The organism is Acidithiobacillus sp. IBUN Pt1247-S3 (assembly GCF_041146875.1).
Classification (GTDB): Bacteria; Pseudomonadota; Gammaproteobacteria; order Acidithiobacillales; family Acidithiobacillaceae; genus Igneacidithiobacillus.
Map to the genome: position 1 here is coordinate 24592 of NZ_JBFRXP010000015.1, position 26352 is coordinate 50943.

The following is a 26352-nucleotide window of genomic DNA, read 5'->3' on the forward strand; positions in this document are numbered from 1 at the left end:
ACAAAAGCCGCCGCCTACGCCAAGGGGTAATTACACCCAGTGTTGCGCCCGCTGCAATCGCCGCAGCGTTTCTTCCCGCCCGAGCACAGCCAGGGTCTGATCCAGCGGCGGAGAAACGGCACAGCCGGCCACGGCCACTCGCAACGGTTGCGCAACCTTGCCCAATTTGCCCTCAGCATATTCCTGCGCCAGCGCCTGCAAGACCTCATGCACCGCGCTGGCGGACCAGTCCGTTACCCGCGCCAAGGCGTCCATTGCTGCTTGCAGCAACACACCCTGCCCGGCCAGATGTTTGCTGCGGTCCTTTTCTTCCGCCTGCGTGGGTGCCACATAAAACATTTTTGCGGCGGCGGCCATGTCGATCAAGGTCTTCGACCGCTCCTGCAGAAGAGGTACGACTTGGGCCAGTTGCGGCCCCACTGCGAGCACCGATCCCTCTATCCCGGCCAGGTATGGACGTAACCGCTGCACGAGATCATCCGCCGCCAAAGTCTGCAGATGCTGGGCGTTGAGCCAGAGCAATTTTTCGGGGTTAAAGGCAGAGGCAGCCTTGTGCACATCATCAATGCGAAAGTGCTCGATCATTTCGGCACGCGTAAAAATTTCCTGATCGCCATGCGACCAGCCCAGCCGTACCAAAAAATTGAGCAGCGCATCCGGGAGAAAACCCTGTTCACGGTACTCCAACACACTGACCGCGCCATGTCGCTTCGACAGTTTCTGTTTGTCCGGTCCGAGAATCATTGGTACGTGGGCATACTGCGGCAGGGTGGCGCCCAGGGCTTGCAGGATCTGCATTTGCCGCGGGGTATTGTTGAGGTGGTCATCGCCGCGAATGACCTGGGTGATACCCATGTCCCAGTCATCCACCACCACGCAAAAGTTATAGGTGGGGGTGCCGTCCGACCGGGCAATGATGAGATCATCCAATTCACTGTTCTGAAAGACCACGCGCCCATGCACTAGGTCTTCGACCACAGTCTCGCCGTCATCGGGACTGCGAAAGCGGATGACCGGAGAGACCCCCGCGCGCGCCTCGTGACGATGCCGGCAGCGACCATCGTAGCGTGGTTTCTCGCCGCGCGCGCGCTGCTCTTCACGCATAATGTCGAGTTCTTCTTTACTGCAGTAGCAGTGGTACGCGGTCCCCGCCGACAGCATCTGCGCCAGCACCTCGCGGTAGCGATCCATGCGCTGCATCTGATAGAAAGGACCCTCGTCCCAGTCCAGGCCCAACCACTGCATACCCTCTAGGATGGCGGCGGTGGCCTCCGGCGTCGAACGCTCCAGGTCGGTGTCCTCGACACGCAGAATGAACTGGCCACGATGCTGGCGCGCATGGAGCCAGGAGAAGAGCGCAGTGCGCACTCCGCCAATGTGCAGATATCCGGTGGGGCTCGGGGCAAAACGGGTACGCACGGTCATCGACTCTGAATCCTTTCTTGCAACTTGTGTGGAGTTATACGCCAATCATAGCAGGGTTGCCTCACAGGCCACTACGCGCGCGGGCGCGGGCTCCCGAACTCGCTCGCGGACCATAGGAAATTCTGATAGTGCATAATTAGCATTGACGAGCATCGATGTAGCCCCTAGTATCAGGCGTGCGATCCTCGGAAGGGGCGTTCCAGCGTTTTGTTTATATTTACGAAAAATCTGCAGATTTGGTCAGGGTGCACAGTTGAGGCCTCCTCACCAAAGAAGGAGTAACATGCGAAAGTCGGTTATCGCCTTGTCCACGAGCTGCGCCCTGCTCGCATCGCCACTGGTCTGGGCCAACAATGGTACCGTTTCCTCTCCAGCCACCAACCATGATCAACAAACCCTTTCGCAATTAATCGCGAAATTACAGCTCAATCGTCCGACAGCTCCGAGCCAGGACGCGGACGAGCCAGGACTAGCCCCCGCGAATGCTGCCGGTGATAGTGCGGGGCTCTTGCAGGAATTCCACAATCTGCAACGCACAGACGCCAGCCTAGAGACACAACAGGAAAGCATCTGGCAAAATTTAGTTGCCGGATTCCGCATTAGTGATGTTTCCCGCCCCCGGGTGGCGAAATGGCGCAGCTGGTTTTTGCAGCACCAGGGCAAACTGGAAGAGATTCTGCATAACTCCCGCCCCTTCCTCTACTACGTTGCCAATGCGGTACACGAACGCGGCCTGCCGATGGAACTCGCTTTGCTGCCGGCAATTGAGAGCGGTTACAACCCCAAGGCATTTTCCCCTGCAGCGGCGGCGGGACTTTGGCAGTTCGTTCCCGGCACGGCAAGAAATTTTGGCTTGCAGAATACGCGTTGGGGTGATCCCCGCCTCAGTCTTACCGCATCCACCAATGCTGCGCTCGACTACCTCTCTTATTTGTACAACTACTTCGGCGGAAATTGGCTGCTTGCCATTGCTGCCTATAACGCCGGGCAGGGAACAGTCTCTGCGGCAATCCAGCAGAATGTCGCGGCGGGGCAGCCAACGGATTTTTGGGATCTGAACCTTCCCAGCCAAACCGAGAATTACGTAGCAGAGCTGCTCGGCTTGGCCCAAGTCATCCAAAACGCCCAAGCCTATCACGTATCACTACCCAGCATCCCGAATACCGCACACATTGCGCTAGTCGACACCCCGCGGCGAGTCAATCTACAAGTCGCTGCACATTTGATGGACGTGTCCGAGACGGAGCTGCAGCACCTGAATGCCGGCCTCAGTTATGGAGTAGCCCCAGCCGGCTATTCTTTAGTGGTGCCGAAAGACAAGGCTAAAACTCTACGCACCGCGCTGTTGCAGATGCCCGCCCAGCAAACTCCGGCACCCAGTCCCGTGCCAGCCGTCGCGGTGCAAGCAGCACGACCCGTTCCTGCCGTGCACTACGCCACGGTCCGTCCTGGCGAAACCCTGTCACAACTTGCTCTGCGTACCGGCGTTTCGGTGCATAATCTAGAGAACTGGAATCATTTGCGCTCGGGTCGCTTTCTCCAGGTGGGGCAGCGCCTCACTATCTACGGTGGTAACGCAGCAGCCATCAGTACCGGTTATGCAAAGAACATCACCGTACGTCCCGGGGAGAGCCTTTGGCAACTGGCGCAACGGGCTGGCGTTAGCGTGACAACGCTCGCCAGCGCCAACGACATGAGTGCGCAGAGTATTATCCATCCCGGACAAAAATTGCGTTTACCAGTCTCTCATCTAGAACAGGCAACCTATTCTGCCAGGCAGGGCGGCGGCAGTATCCGCGTTCGTCCGGGCGAAACCCTGTGGCAGATTGCGCAACGCGCCGGGGTCAGCGTAAATACGCTATCATCTTTCAACGGGTTGGGCAGCAATAACGTATTGCATCCCGGACAAGTCTTGCGTCTGCCAAATCGTAGCACGGTGGTAGCGGCCTTGAGTCCGCAGCAGGAACGTCTGGCCAGCGCACCGCAAGCCACTACCTACGTGGTGCGTCCGGGGGATACAGTCTGGCAGATTGCGCAACAATTCCATGTCTCAGCTCACGCCTTGGTCCAATGGAACCGTCTGGCCTCGGCTACTGACATACAACCGGGTAAGCACCTCACTATTTTCCTGCGTTGACAGGAACTCACGGAGCATTGATATCTTATGGGATTTTTGCAGAACAAACAGGCTCTAGTCGTTGGCGTCGCCAACGAACGTTCTATTTGCTGGGGTATCGCTCAAGCAATGGCGCGCGAAGGGGCTGAGGTACTGTTAACCTACCAGAGTGACCGCACAAAAAGCCGCGTCGAAGACTTGGCAGCACAAATTCACGCGCCGGCGCCCTTGGCACTCGATTTGATGGACGATGCACAAGTCTCCGCCGTCGTGAGTGATCTACAGCAACGTTGGGGCGGGTTGGATATCGCCATCCACGGCGCCGCGTTTGCTCCAAAAAACGAGCTATCGGGTAACTATGTCGACGTTACCACGCGCGAAGGCTTCCGTATTGCCCATGAAGTTTCCTCTTACAGCTTCACCGCCATGGCCCAAGCCTTGCGGCCATTGATGCAAGGCCGGCATGGTGCCCTCCTCTCCCTGAGTTACTTGGGTGCCGAACGGGCAATGGCCAACTACAACGTCATGGGACTGGCCAAAGCCAGCCTGGAGGCAGGTGTCCGTTATCTCGCCCATGCCTTAGGGCCAGAGGGGATTCGCGTCAACGCCATCTCTGCAGGACCCATCCGCACCTTGGCCGCCAGTGGTATCAGCGAGTTTCGCAGCATCCTCGACCACTACGCTGCCCATGCTCCCCTACGGCGTAATGTGACGCAGGAGGAAGTTGGCAATGCCGCCGCCTTCCTCTGCTCCGATCTCGCTTCGGGAATCACTGGAGAAATCACCTACGTCGACGCTGGCTACAACGTCGTCGGCTTTTAGGCACGGCGCTTTTCCACTTCGTCCAGCATCGCTTCGAAGGCGGCAGAAAACGCCGCAAGACCCTCTTCCTGCAGCTGAGGCGCCACCTGTCCATTGAGGTCGATGCCTTCTGCGGCGAGATCGGCCAAGGTCTTCTCGGCCGCGTCGAGCCCCTCGCCAAGCTGCGCTACCAGATGCCCATGATCTCGCAATTTGCCTAGCGTCGCGTCGGGTAGGGTATTGATGGTCTCTGGCCCCATCAAAGGCTCGACGTAGAGCAGGTCGGAATACGCCGGATCTTTGGTGCTGGTACTGGCCCAGAGCAGATACTGAGGCCGGCCACCCGCCGCCTTGAGGCGGGAAAAGCCTTGTCCGTGAAAGGTCTCCTGGTAGATGGCATAGGCTTTCTTGGCCACAGCTACTGCTGCTTTTCCACGCAGCCGCAATGCCGCTTCATTGCCGATCTTTTCCAACTGCTGGTCAACCAGGGTATCGACGCGGGAGAGGAATAGACTGGCTACGGCCTTCACCCGTTTTGGATCACCACCACCATCGACCCAGGCTGCCAAACCTTCTTGGTAGGCAGCAAAGACCTCACGCACATGCTGCAGGCCAAACATGAGGGTGACATTGACCGAAATTCCGCGACCAATGAGCGTACGCAAGGCGGCGATGCCCGCCGGGGTAGCCGGCACTTTGATCAGGAGATTGTTACGCTGCACGATGCCACGCAAGCGCTCGGCTTCGACAACCGTCGCTGCTTCGTCCATGGCCAGGCGGGGCGACTCCTCCCAGCTTACCCAGCCATCATCCCCTTGGCTGGCAGCATGCGTAGGTTGCAGCAAGTCGCAGGCCATCTGCAAATCCACCTTGACCATTTGCTCATACAAGCGTTCCGCCGAATCTGCCGGGCACGCCAGATCCTCTTGGTAGTATGGGCTCTCGTGAATGGCCTTTTGAAAGATGCTGGGGTTCGAGGTCACGCCCGACACCCCGTCCTCAGCAATGTAGCGGGCCAGGATTCCATCATGAATCAGGGTACGCGAGAGGTTATCGAGCCACAGGCTCTGCCCCAGCCGCGCATGCACTTCGCGTAAATCTGCCATTGGCTTTCTCCTACTAGGAAACTCTGCCTATCAGTCTAGTGCAGAAATGCGTTTTGCAGTGGATTCTGGATGACATTGAACGGCCGCCGCGGCGCCCCGCGCCACTTCTTCTGCCAAGGCATCCCAATGCGCGCGCCGCGACAGGGCGCGTAACAACATCGGCAGGCTCAATCCGTAGATCGCGCGCACCCAGGGGTTGCCCCATTCCGTGGGCAGGGCATTGGCGGGACTGGCGCCGCGGATGTCGCAGAGAATCAGCAGGGGGGTCTCGCAGTTGGCACTATCGATCAGTTCCTGCAACTGGGCACGTAGCGGCGCGAGATCGTCCCCGTGGGGGGCCAGGGTGAGCAGACCTGGCGGGCGATCACCATAGATATGCTCGACAATTTCTACCAGCACTTCGCCGAGGCCAGCGTGGGTGAGCAACAACACACGCACCAAGCTCAAGAATGACGCTCCTGAATGTCGAGTTCTCGATGCTCGACCAAAATCTCCTGTCCGCCTCGCGCGAGGGATCTAGCCAGAGATTCGACCATGTAAACGCTTCGATGCTTGCCACCGGTGCAGCCAATGGAAATGGTGACGTAATTTCGGTGATCCTGTGCAAAGGGAGGGAGCCACTGCTGCAGAAAGATCTCCAGACTACTGCGCGCCGTCTGTACAGCATCCTGATGATCGAGGAAATCGCGCACTGCGGCATCGCGTCCCGTCAACGGTCGCAGCTCCACCTCATAGTGAGGATTCGGCAACGCGCGCAAATCGAAGACGAAATCGGAATCGGCGGGAACGCCATTGCGAAAGGCGAAGGACTGCAGTAACACAATCAACCCCTGAACCCGCGGCACGCGTGCCCAAGCCTGCACCCGCAAACGCAGGGAATGGCTGCGCACCTGAGAAGTATCCAGTACGCGATCGGCAAGACTTACCAAGGGGGCAAGAAGGGCACGCTCGCGCAACAAAACCTGATGCAACGCGGCACCCGGGGCTGCCTCCTGATCACTCAGGGGATGGCGGCGGCGTGTTTCGCTGTACCGGCGCAACAGCGTCTCATCATCGGCATCCAGGTACAATATCCGCGGCTGCAAACCACATTCATCGGGCAGTTGCTGTAACGCCGCGGGTAGGGCATCGAGAAAGGCGCGATTGCGCACGTCGATACTGACTGCGACCCGCAAGGGATCCAGTTGATGATGGGTCAACTCCTGCAGTAACGAGCGCAGGAGGGTGGCGGGAAGATTGTCGACACAGAAATACCCAAGGTCTTCCAGCGCTTGCAATACCGTCGTTTTACCGGAACCGGATAGACCAGTAATGATGACAAAATCGCCTGCGCTGCTCATAATCTGCGCCCCACCTCGCGTGTCTGTCGATCAAATAGGGCCAGCATGTCTACCCCGGACTCGCGCACATAGTGGCCGCGTGCCGCCGCTTCTACCAGAACTGCGAGGTTGCGTGCCGCACTCACCGGCAGGCGCAAGCGCGGGAAGGGCACACCGAGAATGTCCCAATTGTCGACTTGCCCCTGCAAACGATCCATGTCAGCCAGCTCCATTTCCGCCATATCGCGAATCTCGATCACCAGACGCAGGCGTTTGGATTCGATCACCGATGCGGCACCAAAAAGCTGGCGGATGTTGACGATTCCCAGCCCGCGTACTTCCATAAAATCCTTCAGGGCCGCAGGGCAATGGCCGGTGACCACCCCTGGTGCTTCGAGAATACAAAGCACACTATCGTCAGCAATGAGCCGGTGGTTGCGGCTAACCAGCTCCAAAGCCAGTTCGGATTTACCAATACCCGCCTCCCCCTGGATGAGGACCCCTACCCCCAACACATCAACCAATACGCCATGCAGCAAACAGCGCGGCGCCAACTCGCGTTGCAGATATTGCTGTACGCGCACGAGGATTCGTCGTGCTGGGAGTTCCGAGACGAGAAAACTCACGCCCTCGCTGATCAAAGCCGCCATCCACTCCGGCGGGGGTTCCACTCCCTCTGCCAAAATGAGGACGCGCAATCTTTTTACTTGATAAAGCTGCTCGGGATGACTATGCAGATAGTCTATTTCGGCCCGTCCCAGAACCTGCACCGGGTGGGAACGAATAAAACTGAGGAAACCAACCAGCGCAGCCCCATCACTAACGTGCTGTGGATCTGCCCGTAACGCTGTTCCCGCAGCGCCTACGTGCAACACCGTCCAACCGAGTTCCGCATGCAAATCGGCGGCAAGCTGGGTGAAACTCACACTACGGTCCATGCACCCCCATCCTCTAAGAAGTTCGGTAAAATGCGTGTTGCCGAACCCTTCCGTGCTCAAGTGAGCAATAAGGAGCGAAAACTGTCGACATCTGCGACTTGAAGAAGTTGTTGCCGCAGGTCGTCCTGCGCTAGGCGAGCGGCGATACGGGAAAGAATTTCCAAATGTTCCAGGGTACCCGACGCCGGTACCAACACGGCAACAAAAATGCGGACGCCGACCCCATCAGGGGCTGAAAACTCAATTGGTTGGAGACTGCGCAGTGCCGCCACGGCAGTACTCGCCAGCTCCGACAGACGCGCATGTGGGACCGCCACCCCGGATCCTAACGCCGTGGATCCTTGTGCCTCACGCGCCGCCAAAGCTTGATAAATGTGCTTCCTTTCAACACCAGTCGTAACACTCAGCATCTCTGCCAATTGTTCTAAGGTCGCTACTGCACTAGTAGCCGGGCTGTCGAGAAGAATGGCCTTTGCAGGGAGCGGCAAAGCAGCCATAGTCATTCGTTTTCTGTGGCAAGGGCGGCAGCTACAGGACCAGCCCGATGCCGCTGCAGTTTTTCTTTATATTGGCGCACTTGGCCATCAATCTTTTCTGCCAATTGATCGATGGCGGCATACATGTTGGCGTCGCGTGCCTCCGCATGAAAATCGTGCCCAGGGGCGCTGACGCTGATCTCTACCACGTTGGACAGTTTTTCGTGAGAGAGGAATTTCAGCACCACCCGGCCGTCGATGACGCGGTCGAAATAGTGATCGAGGCGCCCGAGTTTCTCGTGCACATGTTTTTTGATGGCCTCGGTGAGGTCCAGGTGTTGCCCACTGATATGTAGTTGCATGGCAAGCTCCTAGCTTTCGTTGCAGTTATGGGAGTCCGTCACTGCTCTACCGCTCCACTTTCAGTGTAGCGCCTCGGCGGACTTTGCAAAAGCGGGGGTGCGCCTTCTAGAGACGTCGGCGCTGGCTGGCTGGCGGAATATTGGCGGCCTCACGATATTTGGCCACGGTACGGCGAGCGATCTGGATGCCTTGCTCCGCGAGAACCTTGGCGATTTCTGCATCGCTGAGCGGGTGCTGACTGTCTTCCACCTGCACCATTTTGAGGATCACGGCGCGAATGGCAGTAGCAGAGGCGGCACCACCCTGATCCGTGCCGACATGGCTGGAGAAAAAATATTTGAATTCGAAGAGCCCACGTGGGGTGGTCATAAACTTTTGATTGGTGACCCGGGAGATCGTCGATTCGTGCATTTCTACGGCCTCAGCAATGTCCCGCAGTACCATTGGGCGCATCGCTTCCGGTCCATTCGCGAAGAAATCCTTCTGCCGTTCGACAATGGCCGTTGCCACCTTCAAGATCGTCTCTTGCCGGCTTTGCAGGCTCTTGATGAACCATCGGGCCTCGTTGAGCTGATCCTGAATGTAACGGTGCGCGGCATCTTTCCCGCCGGACAGATCGGCATAGTGTCGATTGATGCGTAGACGTGGCATGGCCTCGGCATTCAGTTCCACGCGCAAACGCTTGCCAATCCAGCGCACGATAACATCGGGGATGACATATTCCGAATCGCCAGCGCCAATTTCGCCACCCGGCTTGGGGTTGAGTGCCGCAATCAGGGCGATGGCAGCCCGCAGTTCCTCCTCGCGTGCGTCCAAAGCCTGTGCCAAGCGAACATAGTCATGCTTGGCCAAGAGCTCGAGCTGTTCGGCGACAATACGGCGGGCAAGCAGCAGGGCCTCATTCTCTTCCTCGATCTGCTGCAGTTGCAAAGACAGGCATTCGCACAAACTGCGGGCACCGACTCCCGGTGGATCAAAATCCTGTACCTGCAGCAACACCGTTTCGAGTTCCACCATGGGGCGACCGGAAGTCTCCGTTAGCTCCTCCAAATCTGCCGCAAGATAGCCATTATCATCGATAGCATCGATGATAAGCTCCGCCAGACTGCGATCTTCGCTGCTGAAGAACGTGAGATCTGCCTGCCAACGGAGATAGTCCTGCAGGCTTTGCTCCCGACTATTGCGCGCCTCAAAATCGGGTAGCTCATCGTCTGCTGTTGCGCTTGCCGCACCGCTGCTTCCCATGTCGAAAACATCGTCCCACTGGCTATCGACAGGCAACTCCTCCGGCAGGTTGGTCTCTGCCGCGAGGTCGAGCTGACGTTCCTCCTGGGCCGGGGCCGGGCTGTCGCTCGCTGCCAGCTCGACACCCTCTTCCTCATCGAGGAGTGGGTTGCTGTCGAGCATCATCTGCACTTCTTGCTGCAGATCCAAGGTCGACAGTTGCAAGAGGCGAATCGCCTGTTGCAACTGCGGAGTCATGGCCAAATGCTGACCGAGTTTAAGTTCGAGTCCCTGTTTCATGATTCAGATTTTGAACTGCTCTCCCAGATACACCTCGCGCACAGCGGGGTTGTCGATGAGATCCTGCGGACTGCCGGAGCTGAGAACCTGACCATCATGCAGGATATATGCGCGCTGGCAAATCCCCAAGGTCTCGCGTACGTTATGATCAGTGATCAGCACACCGATGCCACGCTCGCTCAAGCCCTGAATCAACTGCTGAATTTCGATAACCGAGATAGGATCGATACCGGCAAAGGGCTCATCAAGAAGAACGAAGCGTGGGCTCATGGACAGGGTACGGGCAATTTCTACTCGCCGCCTCTCTCCGCCCGAGAGACTCTGCCCTCGAGTGTTACGCAAATTCTGCAGGTGCAGCTCAGCAAGCAGTTGCTCGAGGCGCTCCTGTCGCTCTTCTGCACGAATAGGCAATTGTTCGAGAACCGCCAGGATATTATCGGCCGCACTGAGCTGGCGAAATACCGATGGTTCCTGGGGCAAGTAACCAAGCCCCATGCGCGCCCGTTGGTGCATGGGCAGGCTGCCGATATCCTGCTCATTGAGGAAGATATGACCACTATCCGGCCGTACCAGACCCACCATCATGTAAAATGTGGTGGTCTTGCCCGCGCCATTCGGCCCCAAGAGGCCAACCACCTCGCCGGCCTTCACCTCTACCGAGACCCCACGCACTACGGTACGCCGGCGAAAGCGCTTGACCAGGGACTCCGCTCGTAACTGCGCCGTCATGGCTTATCGCTACTACCCTTGCTCGGATAAAAAATCGAGCGTACACGCTGGCCAGCACTGGCCGTTACCGCCGTTTGCTGACTTTGCAGGAGATAGATCACTTGGTTGCCAGTCACCTCATTTTTTCCTTGCCAGAGATGCGCGTCCCCAGTCAGGACGATACGGCCACTGCCGGGTTCATAGCTCAACTCTTGACCATAGCCATGGCGCTGCGCACTCGACATAGTAAAGCTGACGGGGTTGCCGGTGGCCACTGCCTTTTCGACCTTCCCGGCCTGGGCGTGGATGGTCAGCTGTGCGGCATGGATCACGAGGTCGCCCTGCTGCATGACGACATTGCCGGTGTAAATCGCTTCCTGTATAGGCTTATTTTGCCCCTGCAGCGCATCAGCAGCGATGTGGATGGGACCTTTACCCAACGCCGCATCAGACGCGTCCGCCGCCCAAACCGAGAGCGGAATGAAGGTAACAAGAAGAAATAGCCAGCGATTACGGTACATAGGTCCCTCGCACCTGACGCAACAAGCGAAATTGCTCCGATTTTACCGATGCCCACAGCCCCACTCCTTGCAGTGTGCTGCGACCATGAGTCAGAAATACTGGATCCTGACTATCGATCACTCCGGACTTCGGGTCATAACGCAACTTCTCCGTACGCAGAGTGCTATCAGGCGCCAAGGTCGCCAATACCTGTCCCCAAGCCAGCAATTCTTGATCACCGTTGCGCAGGAGCCCGTGCTCTGCCTGGAGCGAAAGATTACCCTGCGCGCGGAAGCGTTCTAGGGAGAGGCCATTGAGAAAGGTCTGATTTCCTGCGGGCAGATGGTACGCATTCTTCGCCCGCGCGAGCAACTGCAGTTGTCCCTGCGCGTCATACTCGCGCAAGACGACATCGCTGGCGGCCTGATCGCCGCGTTGGATGCCCCCGTGCCAATCCACGGAAATAAAAGGTATGGCCTGCCTTGGCCAAGTCAACCACAACAACCCTGCACCCAGTAGGGCGAGCAGCAGGAGCGTGGGCAGACGCAGGCTCATGCTTGGCCCAAGGCACGCGCCACGATGGTATCCCAATGCCCCTGCGCGCGGAGAATCTCCTCACTCAGTTCCCGCACTGCGCCCATGCCACCATTGCGCTGCGCTACCCAATGGGCGCGGGCAAGGACCTCCGGGTGCGCGTCCGCTGGGGCCGCCGCAAGCCCAACGCGACTCAGGATGGCGAGATCAATCAGGTCATCGCCCATATATGCGACTTCTTCATCGCCCAGATTGGTGGCAAACAGCAACTCGGTATAAGCAACGATCTTATCCACGCTCCCCTGATAGACGCGCTGGATGCCGAGATCGCGCGCGCGGTGGGCGAGGGCCTGGGAGTAGCGCGCGGTAATCAACGCGACCTCGATGCCACAGTCCTGCAAGAGGCGAATGCCATGTCCATCACGCACGTGAAAACCCTTACTTTCCTGCCCCTCCGCATCAAAGAGCAGGCGCCCATCGGTGAGCACGCCATCGACATCCAAGACTAGCAGCCGTAAACGGGCGCAACGCGCACGGAAATCACTCATGCTACCCCCGCGTGCAAGAGATCGTGCATGGTGATGGCGCCCTCAAGCTGCCCTTCCCCATCGACAATCAGCAACACCGTCACGCGCTCGCCATCCATACGTGCCACCGCCTCCGCTGCCAGGGCATCGGCGCTGATACACAGTGGTTTAGGCCGATAAAAATCGGCCATCGGGCGACCCCAGAGGTCTTGGCGCTCGCTGAAGGCGCGGCGTAAATCGCCATCGGTAAAGATACCGAGCAAACGGTCGTCGTCGTCCACTACCGTGGTCATGCCCATGCCCTTGCCGCTGATCTCGAGGATCGCTTCGTGCAATGGCGTAGCGAGCCGCACCCGCGGCAGTTGCGTGCCGCGCCGCATCAAGTCCTCTACCCGCAGCAGCAAACGACGGCCCAGGGCGCCCCCCGGATGAGAAAGGGCAAAGTCATCGGCGGAAAAACCGCGCGCCGTAAGTAAGGCCATGGCTAGGGCATCACCCATGGCGAGGCTCGCCGTGGTCGAGGCGGTAGGCGCCAGGTTGAGGGGACAAGCCTCGCGCGCCACCGCACAGTCGAGATGCACGTCGGCCCGTCGTGCCAAGGTGGAGTCTGCGTTGCCCGTAAGGGCGATGAGCGGCACCGCCATGCGCTTGACTACCGGCAGAATGGCAAGCAACTCGGCGGTTTCGCCAGAGTTCGACAAGGCAAGTAGCAGGTCGTCCTGAGTAAGCATACCGAGGTCGCCATGGCTGCCCTCGGCCGGATGCAGAAAGAGGGCGGGGCTGCCCGTACTCGCCAGGGTGGCGGCAATTTTTTTACCGATGATCCCGGATTTTCCCATGCCGCTGACGACGATGCGCCCATGGCAGGCAAGCAGCAACTGACAGGCATGGACGAAGGGCTCGTCGAGCCGCGCCTCAAGGGCCTCCAGGGCCTCGCGCTCTAAGCGTAGCGTCTCGCGACCACTGCGCAAGAGGGCTTCGCGGTCGAGCGTTGGCTCAGTCATTGCTTATGCTCGCTTCATAGGCACGATGGCACTCCGGGTGCTGCGCCATCACCCGCTCCACATCGGCGAATGAGCTCTGCTGCAAGAGTTTCCAGCATTTGAGATTCTCTGCTGCCAAGTGCTGCGGGTGTTGACGATACCAGCCCGCCGATCCATCCTGCGGGCTGCCCGCAAAGATCTCCGGGCGATCTGCCCAAAACAACAAAGCAAACAAGGCAACCGCGCCAAGAAAAATGAGTGCGTAAATGATCTTCATCGACCCTCACACCCGCATACGGCTTCTCTCACTCGATCTCTTCCCCATACTGTGTATTCAGAAGCGCTACCAGCCGCTCCTCACGTTTTTGGAGATCGGCAAGCAAATTTTCGGCCAGATTATCCCATAAGCTGCGCAAAGGCACGAGTGCCGCACCCGACTCCATCTGGTCCAAAAGTTCAGAGACCTTCTCCAGGCTCTCACGCAATTGCAATCCACTGCTCAAACAATTCTTGATCCGCTCGCGTGGGTGCGGAATCCAGGAACGATCCGCGCTGTAGGAACGCAATTTTTCTCCGCATTCCAACAGACGCCGCCGCAGTTTTCCCAACGCACCAATTTTGCTGCTTTTCAATTCTCCCCACAGCGCCAAGTCCATGAGCGTCAACCAGTGTTCACGCCACTCTTGCACCTGCGTGGCACCCGGCTGCACCAGAAACGTTACTTCCGCTTCGTCAAAGGCCATCTATTCCTCCATAGTGCAGGCGTGCGGCCTGCAAGCGCTCGGGCGTGCCCACGTCACACCAATAGCCTTGCTGCTGATAGGCGCGCAGACGGCGCTCAGCGATCCATTGCCGTAGCCATGGCAGCAAAGGGGCAGGGCCAGGCGGAAAATTCTCTAACCAAGCACCGTGTAGAAAAGCCAAGCCAGTGTAGGTGTAAGTCGGCGTGCCCAGGGTAGATAAGGCAACCCTTCTGTCCTGCATAGCGAAATCTCCCTGCGGGTGATGCGCGGGGTTGGCCACCAAGACCAGGCCTGGTTCTTCAGCCAAGAGCGTTGGCAAGGGATGTTCCGTACAAATATCGCCATTGAGCAGCAAAAATGGGAGGTTACCGAGACGTTCCCGCAGCGCAATCAGGGCACCACCGGTCTCCAAGCGCTGTGCGCCTTCATCACTATACTCTAGGGCCATGCCTTGCCACTGGCGACCAAGAAATCGCGGCAACAGGGGCCCCAAATGCGATAAGTTGATGAATACCCGCTCCACCCCGGCAGCAGCCAAATTGTCCAGATGATGGACAATGAGAGGCCGTCCAGCAACGCTCAACAAGGGCTTGGGGAGATAGTCGGTACGCGGACGCAGACGCTCACCCCGTCCCGCTGCCAGAATTACCGCTTGGTGCATGGAGACCAGGCCTGAAACATGGGTACATAGTTCTGCCAAGAGATCTGCCCAGCGAGGAGATCTTCGACATAGGCCCAGAAACGGGGCAAAAACTCCAGATAGGCGCTTTTGCCATCGCGATAGGCCAGACGGCAGAAAATCCCAAGAATTTTCAGATTGCGCTGCAGAGCAACTGTCTCGACCTGATGGCGGAATTCTTCTACCCCGGGGACACGGAATCCTCGCGTGCGTAACTGTTGACGATACAGCTCTATCCACTCGCTGCGCCGTGCTCGACCCCAGTCCCAATAACGATCCCAAAGCAAAGAGGCGAGATCATAGGTCCACGGCCCCACTACCGCGTCCTGAAAATCGATCATCACCACATCGCCGTTTGCCCGTACCAGCAGATTGCGGGCGTGAAAATCGCGGTGCACCCAGATTTGCGGCTGCTGCTGCGCTGCGCCAATCAGCTCGTGAAACAAGGTGCCGAGCTGCTCCTGCTCTCCCGCATCCAACGAGATACCGAGATGCCGTTGCAGATACCAATCGGGGAAGAGCGACAGCTCCTGCAGTAGACGCACCGCATCGTAGGGTGGCAACGGCGGGCGGAGACAAAAATCTTGCGTGGCCGCGGCTAGACCAAGCAGCAGGGGAAACACCCGTGCGAATACCTCGTCTGCGGGCTCTCCCCCATCCAGAGACGCCTTTAGATCCTGCACCGCAACGTCCTCCTGCAATAGCAGACGGTGTTGCAGCGAAACCGCCAAGATTTTTGGCACTGGCAGGGCCGCTGCGGCAAAGCGGCGCTGCACGCGGAGGAATGGCAGTAACTCGCTCGCCTCCGGCACTTGCGCCAGGACTCGCCCCGCAGACGCACGCCAGTACCGGCGCGCACTGGCATCGCCGGGGATGGACTGCAGCGCCGCAGGCTCGACACCCTGTGCGCGGAGAAATCGCTCTGCGGCGGGGTCGAACTGCGGAACGTCACTTGGAGATTGCGACATGCGCGCATTCTGTGCGATTTTACGCACCTATGCCTAGCCCCGGGACACGCATGATGGCCGTAGGCCGGTTTCGCCCGCGGCGCCGGTCCCTGACCTGCGCAGCCGCGATGTTATTTGCTGTGGCTGTGCCTGCCTGGGCACAGGATAGTCCCGTCACCCTCTATGCTGATCAGATTCAAGGGGTGGGCAGCGGCCAATGGACCGCCACGGGAAATGTCGAAGTGCTCTACGGCAATCGCCGCCTCTACGCTAATCAGGCGCATTACGACGAAAAAAAGGACGAGATCATCGCCAAAGGGCAAGTGCATCTGGTCAGCCCCGGAATCGTCACCAATGCGCCACAGGCCACTCTGAAGATCCACAGTAATCAAGGGATCGTTCTCCACCCTCGCTTTCTGCTGCCCAGTCAAGACGGACATGGGCATGCCCTGAGCGGTCGGGAATTGAGTAAAAATCACTATCTTCTGAACGAGGCCTGCTACACGACCTGTCACGGGCGTGTGCCCGCTTGGCAAATAACCAGCGGGCAACTGGATCTCAACCAAAACGAGCAATACATTACCACCTACAACAGCACCTTGAACGTGTATGGTCTGCCCATCCTGTGGTTGCCCTATCTCAGCTTTCCTTTGCAGCGGCACTCGGGTTTTCTGCCACCCACCATCGGCAGCTCCACCATCAACGGCTTCACCCTGGGTGTCCCCTATTACTTCGACATCGCCAGCAATCTGGACGACACCCTCACCGTTGAGGGCCTGACCAAGCGCGGCGTGCTACTGCAAAACCAGTTTCGTTATCTGGAACCTGACTACAGCGGGAAATTACTGCTTGATCTGCTCCCCCACGACAAACTGACTGGCAGCAACGTCTGGGCGGTTTCCTGGCAACACCAGCAGAACCTGGGTGATGGATTTGGCCTCTCGGTCAATTACAACCGTGTGAGCTATCGCAACTTTCTCGCCGATTTGGCGGGTGTCACCGGCTTCAGTGGTGGCTACATTGGTGGCGTAGGCAATGCCCCCTATCTGACATCCACCGGCGCCATCACTTATGGCAATCAACATCTACAAGCGGGAGTGATGCTGCAGGGCTATCAGGAGCTGGCCTTAGGCGGCGCGGTGCCGTACGCCCAGTTGCCCTACGTCTATGCCAATGGCTACTGGCGTCTGGGCAAGACGGGTTATGTCGACTGGCGCAGCAATTTCAACTATTTTTACGCCAGCACTGGCCCCATAGGCCAGCGCCTCGACCTCACCCCCACCATTGGCTGGAAATGGAGCCGCGCCTGGGGCTATCTGGAACCGCAGGCACGGCTTTATTACAGCCACTATCAAATCCAGCGTAACGGCCCCTATGACCGGGTCAGCAATCGCAGCCTACCGGCATTGAGCTTACGTGGCGGCCTGAATTTTGTGCGCGATGGCAGCGGCGGCAGCAGCATCGTCCTCCATCCGCTGTTCAAATACCTCTTCATTCCCCTCCAGGCACAAAACCAGATCCCAAATTTTGATGGCAGCGTTCCCTTCCAAAATTACAATTCGATTTTCACCGATAACTCTTTGTTTGACGGTAGTGATCGCATCAATGCCGCCAACCAGCTCACGTACGGGCTAGAAGGCACAGGTTACAATCCCAATGGGCGGGAGGTCTGGAGCGCGGCTATCGGCCAGATTCACTATTTCAATCGCCAGCAGATCGACCTCGCCGGCAACATCGTGGCGCAGAACGCCCGTTCCAATTACTTCTGGCAAGCACAATATTCACCCCTTGCTAATTTGAACTTCCTCGCCAGTTCGGAAACGAATGCCGACTGGCAACGCTTCGAGCGCATGGATTTCCGTGCGCAATGGCTAGCTCACAACGGCACGGTCCTCAATCTCGACTATCGCTATACACACAACTTTGTCGATCAGGCCGGCGTCTCTGCGGCGCTCCCCATTGCAAAGCAATGGCGCATCTTGGGCAGCTACCAGTACGACGTGCAAGATAACAAACCCTTGGAGCAGCTAGTCGGGATCGGCTATGATGGTGGCTGCTGGACGGCTCAACTGATGATGTTTCACCAGATTTTGCTGGGGGGACAAACGAACAACGCCGTCTATCTGGAAATCGTGCTGCGTGGTTTGACCAGTATTGGTAACAGTTCCAACGGTTTCCTCGATCAATATGTGCCCGGCGCCAGCATGGAGTTCTGATGTCTCGATACCGCTCTACCCTTTTCCTCGCCGTCATCGCCAGCAGTTGTACTGCCTGGGCCGCAACGCCCTTCGTCAACCGGGATACGCTCCTAGCTGCGCCAACAACGCCGCCGTCAAGGGTCTTTTCTGCCCGCTCCACGGTGGCCCCGCAAGCCGCCCCCCTGCCGCAGAACCTCGACTACCTCGACAAGGTAGTAGCCGTGGTCAACGAGCAGATCATCACCTCGCTGCAACTAGATGAGCGGGTAAGCGCCATCAAGGCGCAATTGCAGCAACAGGATCCCAAACAACTGCCGCCCGATGACATTCTGCGTCGCCAGGTTTTACAACAAATGATCTTGCAGGATATTGAAGTACAGATGGCCAAGCGCATGGACATCGACGTCGACCAAGCCACTCTCGATCAGGCCGTTGCGAATATCGCCCGCAGCAACAATTTGAGCCCCGACCAGCTGCGCGCGGCATTAACCCAGCAAGGACAGTCGTGGTCAGCCTTTGAGCGCAACTTGCGCGAGCGTATCCTCGTCGATCGCCTGCAGCAGCAGGAAGTCGAGGCACGCGTGCACCTGGGCAAGGACGAGATTCAGACTTTCGCCCGCCAGATCAAGCAAACAGCTGGCCTGAGCTTTGAATTACAGCAGATTTTCCTGCCACTGCCGGGTGACCCGACTCCCGATGCGGTAAGCACTGTACGTCGCGATGCCGAGCAGGTACACGAGCAACTGGTAAACGGCGCGAGCTTCACCCGCTTGGCAACTGAGGTCAGTGCCGCCCGCGATGCCTTGCAAGGCGGGCGACTGGGTTGGGTCAAGGCCGCCGAGCTGCCTAATAGCGTTAGTCAAACCCTGCTCAAACTCAAGCCCGGCGACATCAGTTCGATCATACCCAGCGCAACCGGCTATCACATTTTTAAGCTCCTTGATGTCAAGCATCAAGAACCCTCGGTAACCGAGGTCAAGGCCGCCATGATCGTCCTGCATGCGGGCAAAGGTATCCAGGAACAAGAGGCGCAATCGCAGGCCAAGGACATCGAGTCAAGTCTGCAATCAGGCGTGAATTTCGGTGAATTAGCCAAGCGTTACAGCCAGGACAGTGCCAGTGCCGCCAAGGGTGGTGAGCTCGGTTGGGTGGCTCCCGGAGGTCTGCCGGATGAACTCGAGCGTGCCCTGATGAGCCTACCCGTAGGCAATGTGAGTGCCCCGGTGCAGGTCGGAAACGCTATCTATATATTGCAGTCACAGGGACAACGACAGTCTGCCCTGAGCGATACCCAGCTCGAATCCGTGGCACGTATGCAGCTCTTCAACCGCACGGTGCGCGAGCGCATGGAAGAATGGCAGCGACGTATCCGTGATGGGGCCTATGTGGAAATTCTCGATCCGGATCTACGCATCCGCAATACCTGAGATGAGCAACGCCCTTTCCACCAGCAAGCAGCCGGCAAGTCCAGAATCCTTACTTGGGCACCGCGCCCTACCGGCCATTGCCTGGACCCCCACCTGGACCCTGCTGCGCAAAGAAGTTTTGCGCTTCACCCGGGTGTGGTTGCAGACCATTGCCGCGCCTTTGGTCACTACTCTGCTCTACCTTTTGGTCTTTGGTCACGCCCTCGGTGGCCACATCCATGTTTATCCTGGGGTCTCTTACATCGCCTTCATCGTTCCCGGCCTGATGATGATGTCGGTATTACAAAATGCCTTTGCCAACAGCTCCTCTAGCCTGATCCAAGCCAAGGTAACGGGGAATATCATCTTTCTCCTGCTCAGTCCCTTGCGGCCAACGGAGATATTTATCGCCATGACCGCAGCTTCCATCGTGCGCGGCATCGCGGTAGGGCTAGCCATCTTGTTACTGGCCTTGCTTTTTCTACATTTACCCCTGCAGCATCCCCTCTGGATTTTGGTGTTTACCGTACTCGGTGCTGGCGGCATGGGAGCGCTCGGTATTGTCGCCGGGCTTTGGGCAGAGAAGTTCGACCAGATTGCCGGCTTCCAGAATTTTCTCATCATGCCGCTGACTTTCCTGGCCGGGGTCTTTTACTCGGTGCAATCGCTACCAGGCATCTGGCGCAAGCTGTCGATGTTCAATCCGTTTTTTTATATTGTTGATGGCTTTCGCTACGGATTCTTCAGTGACGCGGACGTTTCCGTTTGGGCCTCCCTTGCCGTCGCGCTGGTCTTCTTCCTGGTGAGCTCTGCCGTCGCATGGCGTCTGCTCGCCAGTGGTTACAAACTACGCCCGTGAGCAACGGGATCACAGGCAAGATCTTTTCAGGTAAGATAGCGACATGATGCAAGCAGATACTATCCGTTCCCTTATTGAGGCCGGGCTACCCGGTGCTCAAGTGCAAGTCTTTGGTGATGACGGCGCTCATTTTGAGGCCGTCGTCATTGCCGAGCAGTTTCAGGGCCAAACTCTGGTCAAGCGCCACCAGCAGGTCTATGCCTGCCTGGGCGAGCGTATGCGCGAGGAAATTCACGCCCTGCAGTTACGCACCTTGAGCCCCAGCGAAGTCGCAGGCCGCCCCTAAACCCTTTCAGCCAATTCACGAGGTATCCCATGGCCGACATCCAAGACATCATCAAAGACCAGGTTCAGAAACACCCCGTCACCCTATACATGAAGGGTAATCCACGGGCACCACAGTGTGGCTTCTCGGCGCGTGCGGTGCAGCTCTTACAGCAGGCCGGTGTGAAAGAGCTTTTTACCGTCGATGTTCTCGCCGATCCGCAGATTCGCGATGGCATCAAAAAGTTCTCCAACTGGCCGACCATCCCGCAGCTCTATATCAGTGGCGAATTCGTGGGTGGTGCCGACATCATGGCCGACCTCTTTCAGCAAGGTGAGCTGCAGAGTTTGGTGAGCAAAGCACAGGGCTGACGCACGACCGTGGACAAACTGCTCCTACGTGGTAATGGCCCCCTGCGTGGTGAGCTGCGGATCTCCGGGGCCAAAAATGCTGCCTTACCTTGTCTCGCAGCGACTATTTTGGCGCAGGAACCGGTCATCCTGCGCAACGTCCCTCACCTGCGCGATGTTACCACCACCCTTGAGCTCCTCAGCTGTCTGGGCGCGCGGGTGCTGGTGGATGAACAATTAGGGGTAGAAGTTGACCCGCGCAGTGTGCACTCGTTGGTCGCGCCTTACGAATTGGTCAAGACCATGCGCGCCTCCATTCTCGTGCTTGGCCCACTATTGGCCCGCCACGGCGCGGCTGAGGTCAGCCTGCCCGGAGGTTGCGCCATCGGCAGCCGTCCGGTCGCGGTGCATCTAAGCGGGTTAGAAGCTTTAGGTGCCGAAATCCGCCTGGAGGATGGTTTCGTCAAGGCGCGTGCTGAGCGCTTGCGTGGCGCACCCATCGTGATGGAGATGGTCTCCGTTACGGGTACCGAGAATCTGCTCATGGCCGCCAGCCTGGCGGAAGGCCATACGCGCATCGAAAACGCGGCGCGCGAGCCAGAGATTGTCGATTTGGCCAAACTGCTCAATGCCATGGGCGCCAAAATCAGCGGTGCTGGCACCTCGGTGATCGAAATCGAGGGCGTCGATGCCCTGCATGGTTGTGAGCATCAAATTCTCCCCGACCGCATTGAGACCGGCACCTATCTAGTTGCGGCGGCGATGACCGGTGGCGATATCTTTTTGCGGCGTACGAACGCTCGGCTGCTCGATAGCGTTTTGGCGAAACTGCGCGAGGCCGGTGCGGAAATAAGTGAAGATGGCGATGGTGTCCGTCTGCGTATGACACATCGGCCACAAGCGGTGGATATCCGGACGGCGCCTCACCCCGCCTTCCCCACCGATATGCAGGCGCAATTTATGGCCCTGGACGCCATTGCCGAGGGCAGCGCAAAGATCACGGAAACCATCTTCGAGAATCGCTTCATGCACGTGTCCGAGCTGCAGCGGCTAGGGGCACGCATCGACAGCGACGGCAAAACCGCGCTCGTGCGCGGTGTGCCCCGCCTGCAGGGGGCACCCGTCATGGCCACCGACCTACGCGCATCAGCGTGCCTGGTGCTGGCCGGTTTGGTCGCCGAGGGCGAGACCCTGATCGACCGCATCTACCACCTCGATCGCGGCTATGAAGTGATCGAGGAAAAACTGGGAGCCCTGGGGGCAGACATTCGACGGATTCGAAATCAAAGCGGAAAAGCGGCATGAACGATAGCCTCACCATTGCCCTGTCGAAGGGGCGCATTCTCGAGGAAAGTATTCCCCTCTTTGCGGCGGCGGGTATCGAACTTGCCGAAGACCCCGACAAGTCACGCAAGCTGATCTTGCCCAGTACCGATCCCCATGTGCGTTTTCTGGTGATTCGCGCCAGCGACGTGCCCACCTATGTCAGTTGGGGTGCCGCTGATCTTGGCATTGCCGGTAAGGACGTGCTGCTCGAACAGGAAAATTTGGCACTCTACGAGCCTCTGGATTTGCGCATTGGCGTCTGCCGCATGTCGGTGGCGGAACCCGCCGCTCTCGCGGCTGGAGATCGACCGGAAAGCTGGGAGCGCGTGCGTATCGCCACCAAGTATCCAAAAATCACCAAGCGCTTCTTTCAGGCGCGCGGCATTCAAACGGAGATCATCAAACTCTATGGCAGCATGGAGCTAGCACCACTGGTGGGCCTCGCCGATCGTATTGTCGACCTGGTCTCGACCGGCCGTACGCTACACGAGAATGGTCTGGTGGAGGTGGAGGAAATCATGCCCATTTCCAGTCGCCTGGTGGTCAACCCGGCCGCGATGAAGCGCAAAGGCAAGGCCATTGAGGATTTGATTCGTAAATTGGAGGCGAAAATCGGGCAATGAACCGTCTCGACACCAAACAGACAGATTTTGCTTCGGCCTTCTCCGCTCTGCACGGCTGGGAGGCCGGCAGCGACCAGCAGGTTGAGCAGCGCGTGCGCGAGATTCTCGACGCCGTACACAGTCGTGGTGATGCCGCACTACTCGAATACACGGGCCGTTTTGACCGTTTAGAATTGGCAGACAGCGCCGCGCTGGAAATCCCCTTGCGCGATTGCGAAGCGGCACTGGCCACGCTTCCCGCAGAGGGCCGCGCGGCCTTGGAAGCAGCAGCGGAACGCATTCGCAGTTACCACGAGCACCAGCGTGCGCAGGGCTGGGAGATCACAGACGCATCAGGGAACCACCTCGGACAGCGGATTTTGCCCTTGCAACGGGTGGGCATCTACGTGCCCGGTGGCAAAGCCGCCTACCCGAGTTCGGTACTGATGAATGCCTTGCCGGCGAAAGTGGCAGGGGTCGAGGAGATCATCATGACCGTGCCCACCCCAGGCGGTGAAGTAAATCCCTGGGTATTAGCTGCCGCTGCGGTAGCCGGAGTCGATCGCGTCTTTCGTGTTGGCGGCGCCCAGGCCGTTGCCGCCCTTGCCTATGGCACGGAATCGGTACCGGCAGTGGACAAGATTGTCGGTCCCGGCAACATCTACGTTGCCACTGCCAAGCGCATGGTCTTCGGTAAGGTGGGCATCGACATGATTGCCGGCCCTAGCGAAATCCTCGTCCTCAGTGACGGCTCTGCCCCGGCCGAGTGGCTGGCTTGGGACCTCTTGTCGCAGGCCGAACATGACGAAATTGCCCAAAGCATCTTTATTACCTGGGATGCCGCCCATCTGGAGTCTGTTGCTAGTGCCGTCGATAATGCCCTGAGCGAGCTGGATCGTGCACCGATTGCCCGCGAGAGTTGGCAAAATCGTGGCGCCCTGATTTTGACACGTGACGCCGCCGAGGCTTGCGCCCTGGCCAATCAGGTGGCACCGGAACACCTAGAGCTAGCGGTAGAGGAACCGCGCGCCCTCTTGCCGCAAATCCGCAATGCCGGCGCCATCTTCCTCGGCATTCACACCTGCGAGGCACTGGGGGACTACGTCGCCGGGCCCAATCATGTGCTGCCCACCGGCGGTAGCGCCCGCTTTTCCTCACCTCTGGGCGTGTATGACTTCATCAAGCGCAGCAGCCTCATTGAGGCAAGCCCGACGGGTGCAGCGGAATTGGGACGCCTAGCGCAGGCCCTAGCCGAGGCTGAAGGCCTGACGGCGCACGCGCGCTCAGCGGCCGCGCGCACCCGGGCAGGTCAATGAGCACCAAGACGCTCCAGGAACAGCTCCTGCGCCCAGTAGTGCTGGGCAGCCATGCCTATGCAGTGGCGGATAGCACGGGCTTGATCAAGCTTGATGCCATGGAAAACCCCTATAGCCTACCTGCAAGCCTGCGCCAGAGCTGGCTCGACGCCCTACATAATGCCGAACTCAATCGCTATCCCACGCCCCGGCCAGTGGAGCTGATGCGAGCATTGGCGGCACACGGTGGGATCCCGGCGAGCATGGAGCTGATGCTCGGCAATGGTTCCGATGAGCTGATCCAGATCCTGATCTCGGCCGTGGCGGGTGCCGGGCGGCCTATCATGGGCGTTGATCCCTCTTTTGTGATGTACCGCATCCTCGCCGAGCAACAAGGTCTGGCCTATCATTCCATTCCTCTCGACGCCAATTTTCAGCTCGACCTGCCGGCCTTTTTGGCAGCAATGGAGCGCTGCAATCCGGCCATCGTCTTTCTCGACTGGCCCAACAACCCCAGTGGGCAGATGCATCCCGTGGCGAGCCTGGAGGCCATCTGCGCCGCAGCGCCCGGCCTAGTGGTAGTGGACGAGGCGTATCACGCCTTTAGTGAACTGAGCTTTGCCGAGCATCTGGGCCGCTGGCCCAATCTCTTGCTACTGCGTACGCTGTCCAAAGAAGGGCTGGCGGGTCTACGCCTGGGTTTCCTGGCGGGGCCGGCAAACTGGGTACAGGAACTCGACAAACTGCGCCTGCCCTACAACATCAATATCCTGACCCAGAAGAGCATCACCTTCGCCCTGCAGCACGCCGAGGTCCTGGCCCTGCAAGCGGCCGAGATCCGTAGCCAGCGGGAACTGGTATACGAGCGCCTGCTCGCTCTCGGGGTACAAGTCTGGGCCAGCCGTGCCAATTTTCTGCTCTTTGCACTCCCCGGGCGAGCCGCCGCCATCCATGATGGACTAAAACAAGCCGGAATCTTGCTCAAGGCCTTTACAGGACACCCCCGCCTCAGTGAATATCTGCGCGTGAGTATCGGCACACCTGCCGAAAATCGTGCCTTTCTTGCTGCCTTGGAAGAGTTGCTATGAGCCGCGTTGCGGAAATTCGTCGTGATACCCTGGAAACGCAGATTGCCGTGCGCCTGGAGCTGGATGGCTCCGGTCAGGTACAGCTGCAAACCGGGCTACCGTTTCTCGATCATATGCTGCATCAAATCGCCCGCCATGGTCTCTTTGACTTGGAGATTGAGGCGCACGGTGATCTCGAGATCGACGCCCATCACACCGTCGAAGACATCGGCATCACCTTCGGTCAGGCCTTTGCCCGTGCCGTGGGCGACAAGGCCGGCCTAACCCGCTATGGCCATGCCTATGTGCCCCTGGATGAAGCCCTGTCGCGGGTGGTGGTGGATCTGTCGGGGCGACCGGGACTGGTCTATGCCGTCGAATTTCCGCGCGCACAGATCGGCAGTTTTGACGTCGACCTGCTGCATGAATTCTTCCAGGGCTTTGTCAATCACGCCCAGGTTACTCTGCATCTGGATGCCCTGCGCGGCAACAATGCCCACCATATTGCCGAGACCATTTTCAAGGCCTGTGGTCGGGCACTGCGCATGGCAGTGAGCCCCGATCCGCGAGCGGGGAACAGCATCCCCAGCACCAAAGGGACGCTGAACCGATGAGCCGCAGCACCACGGTAGGGATCGTCGACTATGGCATGGGCAACCTCTATTCGGTGGCCAAGGCGGTCGAGCACCTGGGTGGCAAGGCAGTAGTCAGCGCCAAGCCAGCGGAGCTCGCCGCATGTGACCGCCTGATCTTCCCGGGGGTGGGGGCCTTTGGCGACTGTATGGCGGCACTGGAAGAGCGCGAGCTGGATGAATTTCTCCGCATTGCCGCGCAAAACCGCCCCTTTCTGGGTATCTGTCTGGGCATGCAAGCACTGCTGGAGTCGAGCGAGGAACATGGCGAACACGCGGGTCTGGGCATTCTGCCAGGGCGTGTTTTGCCCTTTCCCGAAGAAGTTCTGCAAACGCCCCAAGGGCAACCTTTGAAGGTCCCGCACATGGGCTGGAATCAACTGCATCAGCTGGCACCCCATCCCCTCTTTGCTGGCGTCCCGCAGGATGCACACTTCTATTTCGTACATTCCTATTATGTCGAGCCGGCACATCCCGACCTGCTCGCTGCCTTTGCCGATTACGGCTTTCCCTTCTGTGCGGCGATTGCCGCCGACAACCTCTTTGCCCTGCAGTGCCATCCAGAAAAAAGTGGCACCGCAGGATTGCGCCTGCTCGGCAATTTTTTGCATTGGTCCGGTGACTGCCCCGGCAGCTGTGATGTCGCGTGAGAGTGGAGAGAA

At 58.6% G+C, this 26352-nt stretch carries 30 protein-coding genes; 13 read left to right on the forward strand and 17 right to left on the reverse strand.

From position 1 onward, the window contains the following. Positions 1 to 30: 30 nt before the first annotated feature. The gene (gltX, locus tag AB4090_RS10905) at positions 31 to 1425 is read right to left on the reverse strand and encodes a glutamate--tRNA ligase (RefSeq protein ID WP_369573905.1); all 1395 of its coding nucleotides are present in this window, start codon (positions 1423 to 1425) and stop codon (positions 31 to 33) included. A gap of 283 nt (positions 1426 to 1708) precedes the next feature. Between gltX and AB4090_RS10910 the strand changes: the two genes are divergently transcribed. Next, complete coding sequence (locus AB4090_RS10910) at positions 1709 to 3562, forward strand: LysM peptidoglycan-binding domain-containing protein (RefSeq protein ID WP_369573906.1); 1854 nt, start codon at positions 1709 to 1711, stop codon at positions 3560 to 3562. A 27-nt stretch (positions 3563 to 3589) separates the two neighbouring features. Continuing rightward, entirely contained in the window at positions 3590 to 4363 is a 774-nt protein-coding gene (locus AB4090_RS10915; protein ID WP_369573907.1) for an enoyl-ACP reductase, read from the forward strand. On the opposite strand, the gene tal is transcribed toward AB4090_RS10915, so the two are convergent. The 16 genes from tal to AB4090_RS10995 all read right to left on the reverse strand — a co-directional run bounded on the left by tal (position 4360) and on the right by AB4090_RS10995 (position 15711). After that, positions 4360 to 5448: a transaldolase gene (gene tal, locus AB4090_RS10920; protein ID WP_369573908.1), complete on the reverse strand. Its 1089-nt coding sequence runs from the start codon at positions 5446 to 5448 to the stop codon at positions 4360 to 4362. The two genes, AB4090_RS10915 and tal, sit on opposite strands and share 4 nt — an antisense overlap. A gap of 30 nt (positions 5449 to 5478) precedes the next feature. Continuing rightward, positions 5479 to 5886, reverse strand: a complete 408-nt coding sequence (locus AB4090_RS10925; RefSeq protein ID WP_369573948.1) for a PTS sugar transporter subunit IIA — start codon at positions 5884 to 5886, stop codon at positions 5479 to 5481. A 5-nt stretch (positions 5887 to 5891) separates the two neighbouring features. Next, entirely contained in the window at positions 5892 to 6788 is an 897-nt protein-coding gene (gene rapZ / locus AB4090_RS10930) for an RNase adapter RapZ (RefSeq protein WP_369573909.1), read from the reverse strand. Next, positions 6785 to 7705, reverse strand: coding sequence for an HPr(Ser) kinase/phosphatase (gene hprK / locus AB4090_RS10935; RefSeq protein WP_369573910.1), 921 nt, complete (start codon positions 7703 to 7705; stop codon positions 6785 to 6787). The genes rapZ and hprK overlap by 4 nt, the downstream gene beginning before the upstream one ends. 56 nt (positions 7706 to 7761) lie before the next feature. After that, entirely contained in the window at positions 7762 to 8208 is a 447-nt protein-coding gene (locus tag AB4090_RS10940; protein ID WP_369573911.1) for a PTS sugar transporter subunit IIA, read from the reverse strand. Beyond that, positions 8205 to 8543, reverse strand: a complete 339-nt coding sequence (gene raiA, locus AB4090_RS10945; RefSeq protein WP_369573912.1) for a ribosome-associated translation inhibitor RaiA — start codon at positions 8541 to 8543, stop codon at positions 8205 to 8207. The genes AB4090_RS10940 and raiA overlap by 4 nt, the downstream gene beginning before the upstream one ends. A gap of 106 nt (positions 8544 to 8649) precedes the next feature. Then, positions 8650 to 10068: an RNA polymerase factor sigma-54 gene (locus AB4090_RS10950; RefSeq protein WP_369573913.1), complete on the reverse strand. Its 1419-nt coding sequence runs from the start codon at positions 10066 to 10068 to the stop codon at positions 8650 to 8652. A gap of 3 nt (positions 10069 to 10071) precedes the next feature. Next, complete coding sequence (gene lptB, locus AB4090_RS10955; protein ID WP_369573914.1) at positions 10072 to 10797, reverse strand: LPS export ABC transporter ATP-binding protein; 726 nt, start codon at positions 10795 to 10797, stop codon at positions 10072 to 10074. Then, positions 10794 to 11297: a lipopolysaccharide transport periplasmic protein LptA gene (lptA, locus tag AB4090_RS10960; RefSeq protein ID WP_369573915.1), complete on the reverse strand. Its 504-nt coding sequence runs from the start codon at positions 11295 to 11297 to the stop codon at positions 10794 to 10796. The genes lptB and lptA overlap by 4 nt, the downstream gene beginning before the upstream one ends. Then, positions 11287 to 11832 carry an LPS export ABC transporter periplasmic protein LptC gene (lptC, locus tag AB4090_RS10965; protein ID WP_369573916.1) on the reverse strand — a complete coding sequence of 182 codons (546 nt, stop codon included), beginning with the start codon at positions 11830 to 11832 and terminating at the stop codon, positions 11287 to 11289. The genes lptA and lptC overlap by 11 nt, the downstream gene beginning before the upstream one ends. Then, positions 11829 to 12359, reverse strand: a complete 531-nt coding sequence (locus AB4090_RS10970) for a KdsC family phosphatase (protein WP_369573917.1) — start codon at positions 12357 to 12359, stop codon at positions 11829 to 11831. The genes lptC and AB4090_RS10970 overlap by 4 nt, the downstream gene beginning before the upstream one ends. Continuing rightward, the gene (locus AB4090_RS10975) at positions 12356 to 13342 is read right to left on the reverse strand and encodes an SIS domain-containing protein (RefSeq protein ID WP_369573918.1); all 987 of its coding nucleotides are present in this window, start codon (positions 13340 to 13342) and stop codon (positions 12356 to 12358) included. Before AB4090_RS10975 ends, AB4090_RS10970 begins: the two co-directional genes overlap by 4 nt. Beyond that, entirely contained in the window at positions 13335 to 13598 is a 264-nt protein-coding gene (locus tag AB4090_RS10980) for a hypothetical protein (RefSeq protein ID WP_369573919.1), read from the reverse strand. Before AB4090_RS10980 ends, AB4090_RS10975 begins: the two co-directional genes overlap by 8 nt. Before the next feature lie 28 nt (positions 13599 to 13626). Next, positions 13627 to 14064: a hypothetical protein gene (locus AB4090_RS10985; protein WP_369573920.1), complete on the reverse strand. Its 438-nt coding sequence runs from the start codon at positions 14062 to 14064 to the stop codon at positions 13627 to 13629. Then, the gene (locus AB4090_RS10990) at positions 14054 to 14725 is read right to left on the reverse strand and encodes a nucleotidyltransferase family protein (RefSeq protein ID WP_369573921.1); all 672 of its coding nucleotides are present in this window, start codon (positions 14723 to 14725) and stop codon (positions 14054 to 14056) included. The genes AB4090_RS10985 and AB4090_RS10990 overlap by 11 nt, the downstream gene beginning before the upstream one ends. Next, a complete protein-coding gene (locus tag AB4090_RS10995; protein WP_369573922.1) occupies positions 14710 to 15711 on the reverse strand; it encodes an aminoglycoside phosphotransferase family protein in 1002 nt (333 codons plus the stop codon). Before AB4090_RS10995 ends, AB4090_RS10990 begins: the two co-directional genes overlap by 16 nt. A 29-nt stretch (positions 15712 to 15740) precedes the next feature. Between AB4090_RS10995 and AB4090_RS11000 the strand changes: the two genes are divergently transcribed. Genes AB4090_RS11000 through hisH form a run of 11 tightly spaced genes read left to right on the forward strand, consistent with a single transcriptional unit; the run spans position 15741 to position 26340 of the window. After that, positions 15741 to 17906: an LPS-assembly protein LptD gene (locus AB4090_RS11000; RefSeq protein WP_369573923.1), complete on the forward strand. Its 2166-nt coding sequence runs from the start codon at positions 15741 to 15743 to the stop codon at positions 17904 to 17906. Beyond that, positions 17906 to 19315 (forward strand): peptidylprolyl isomerase, encoded by a 1410-nt coding sequence (locus AB4090_RS11005; protein WP_369573924.1) that lies wholly within the window; start codon positions 17906 to 17908, stop codon positions 19313 to 19315. The genes AB4090_RS11000 and AB4090_RS11005 overlap by 1 nt, the downstream gene beginning before the upstream one ends. 1 nt (position 19316) lies before the next feature. Next, positions 19317 to 20153, forward strand: a complete 837-nt coding sequence (locus AB4090_RS11010; RefSeq protein WP_369573925.1) for an ABC transporter permease — start codon at positions 19317 to 19319, stop codon at positions 20151 to 20153. A gap of 43 nt (positions 20154 to 20196) precedes the next feature. Further along, positions 20197 to 20439, forward strand: coding sequence for a BolA family protein (locus AB4090_RS11015; protein WP_369573926.1), 243 nt, complete (start codon positions 20197 to 20199; stop codon positions 20437 to 20439). 29 nt (positions 20440 to 20468) lie between these two features. Further along, a complete protein-coding gene (gene grxD, locus AB4090_RS11020) occupies positions 20469 to 20789 on the forward strand; it encodes a Grx4 family monothiol glutaredoxin (RefSeq protein WP_369573927.1) in 321 nt (106 codons plus the stop codon). 9 nt (positions 20790 to 20798) lie between these two features. Beyond that, a complete protein-coding gene (murA, locus tag AB4090_RS11025) occupies positions 20799 to 22073 on the forward strand; it encodes a UDP-N-acetylglucosamine 1-carboxyvinyltransferase (RefSeq protein ID WP_369573928.1) in 1275 nt (424 codons plus the stop codon). Continuing rightward, positions 22070 to 22717, forward strand: coding sequence for an ATP phosphoribosyltransferase (gene hisG, locus AB4090_RS11030; RefSeq protein WP_369573929.1), 648 nt, complete (start codon positions 22070 to 22072; stop codon positions 22715 to 22717). The genes murA and hisG overlap by 4 nt, the downstream gene beginning before the upstream one ends. Further along, complete coding sequence (hisD, locus tag AB4090_RS11035; protein WP_369573930.1) at positions 22714 to 24012, forward strand: histidinol dehydrogenase; 1299 nt, start codon at positions 22714 to 22716, stop codon at positions 24010 to 24012. The genes hisG and hisD overlap by 4 nt, the downstream gene beginning before the upstream one ends. Then, on the forward strand, positions 24009 to 25079 hold the full coding sequence (hisC, locus tag AB4090_RS11040; protein WP_369573931.1) for a histidinol-phosphate transaminase: 1071 nt from the start codon (positions 24009 to 24011) through the stop codon (positions 25077 to 25079). The genes hisD and hisC overlap by 4 nt, the downstream gene beginning before the upstream one ends. Beyond that, on the forward strand, positions 25076 to 25672 hold the full coding sequence (gene hisB, locus AB4090_RS11045; RefSeq protein ID WP_369573932.1) for an imidazoleglycerol-phosphate dehydratase HisB: 597 nt from the start codon (positions 25076 to 25078) through the stop codon (positions 25670 to 25672). Before hisC ends, hisB begins: the two co-directional genes overlap by 4 nt. After that, positions 25669 to 26340, forward strand: coding sequence for an imidazole glycerol phosphate synthase subunit HisH (gene hisH / locus AB4090_RS11050; RefSeq protein ID WP_369573933.1), 672 nt, complete (start codon positions 25669 to 25671; stop codon positions 26338 to 26340). The genes hisB and hisH overlap by 4 nt, the downstream gene beginning before the upstream one ends. Positions 26341 to 26352 lie beyond the last annotated feature (12 nt).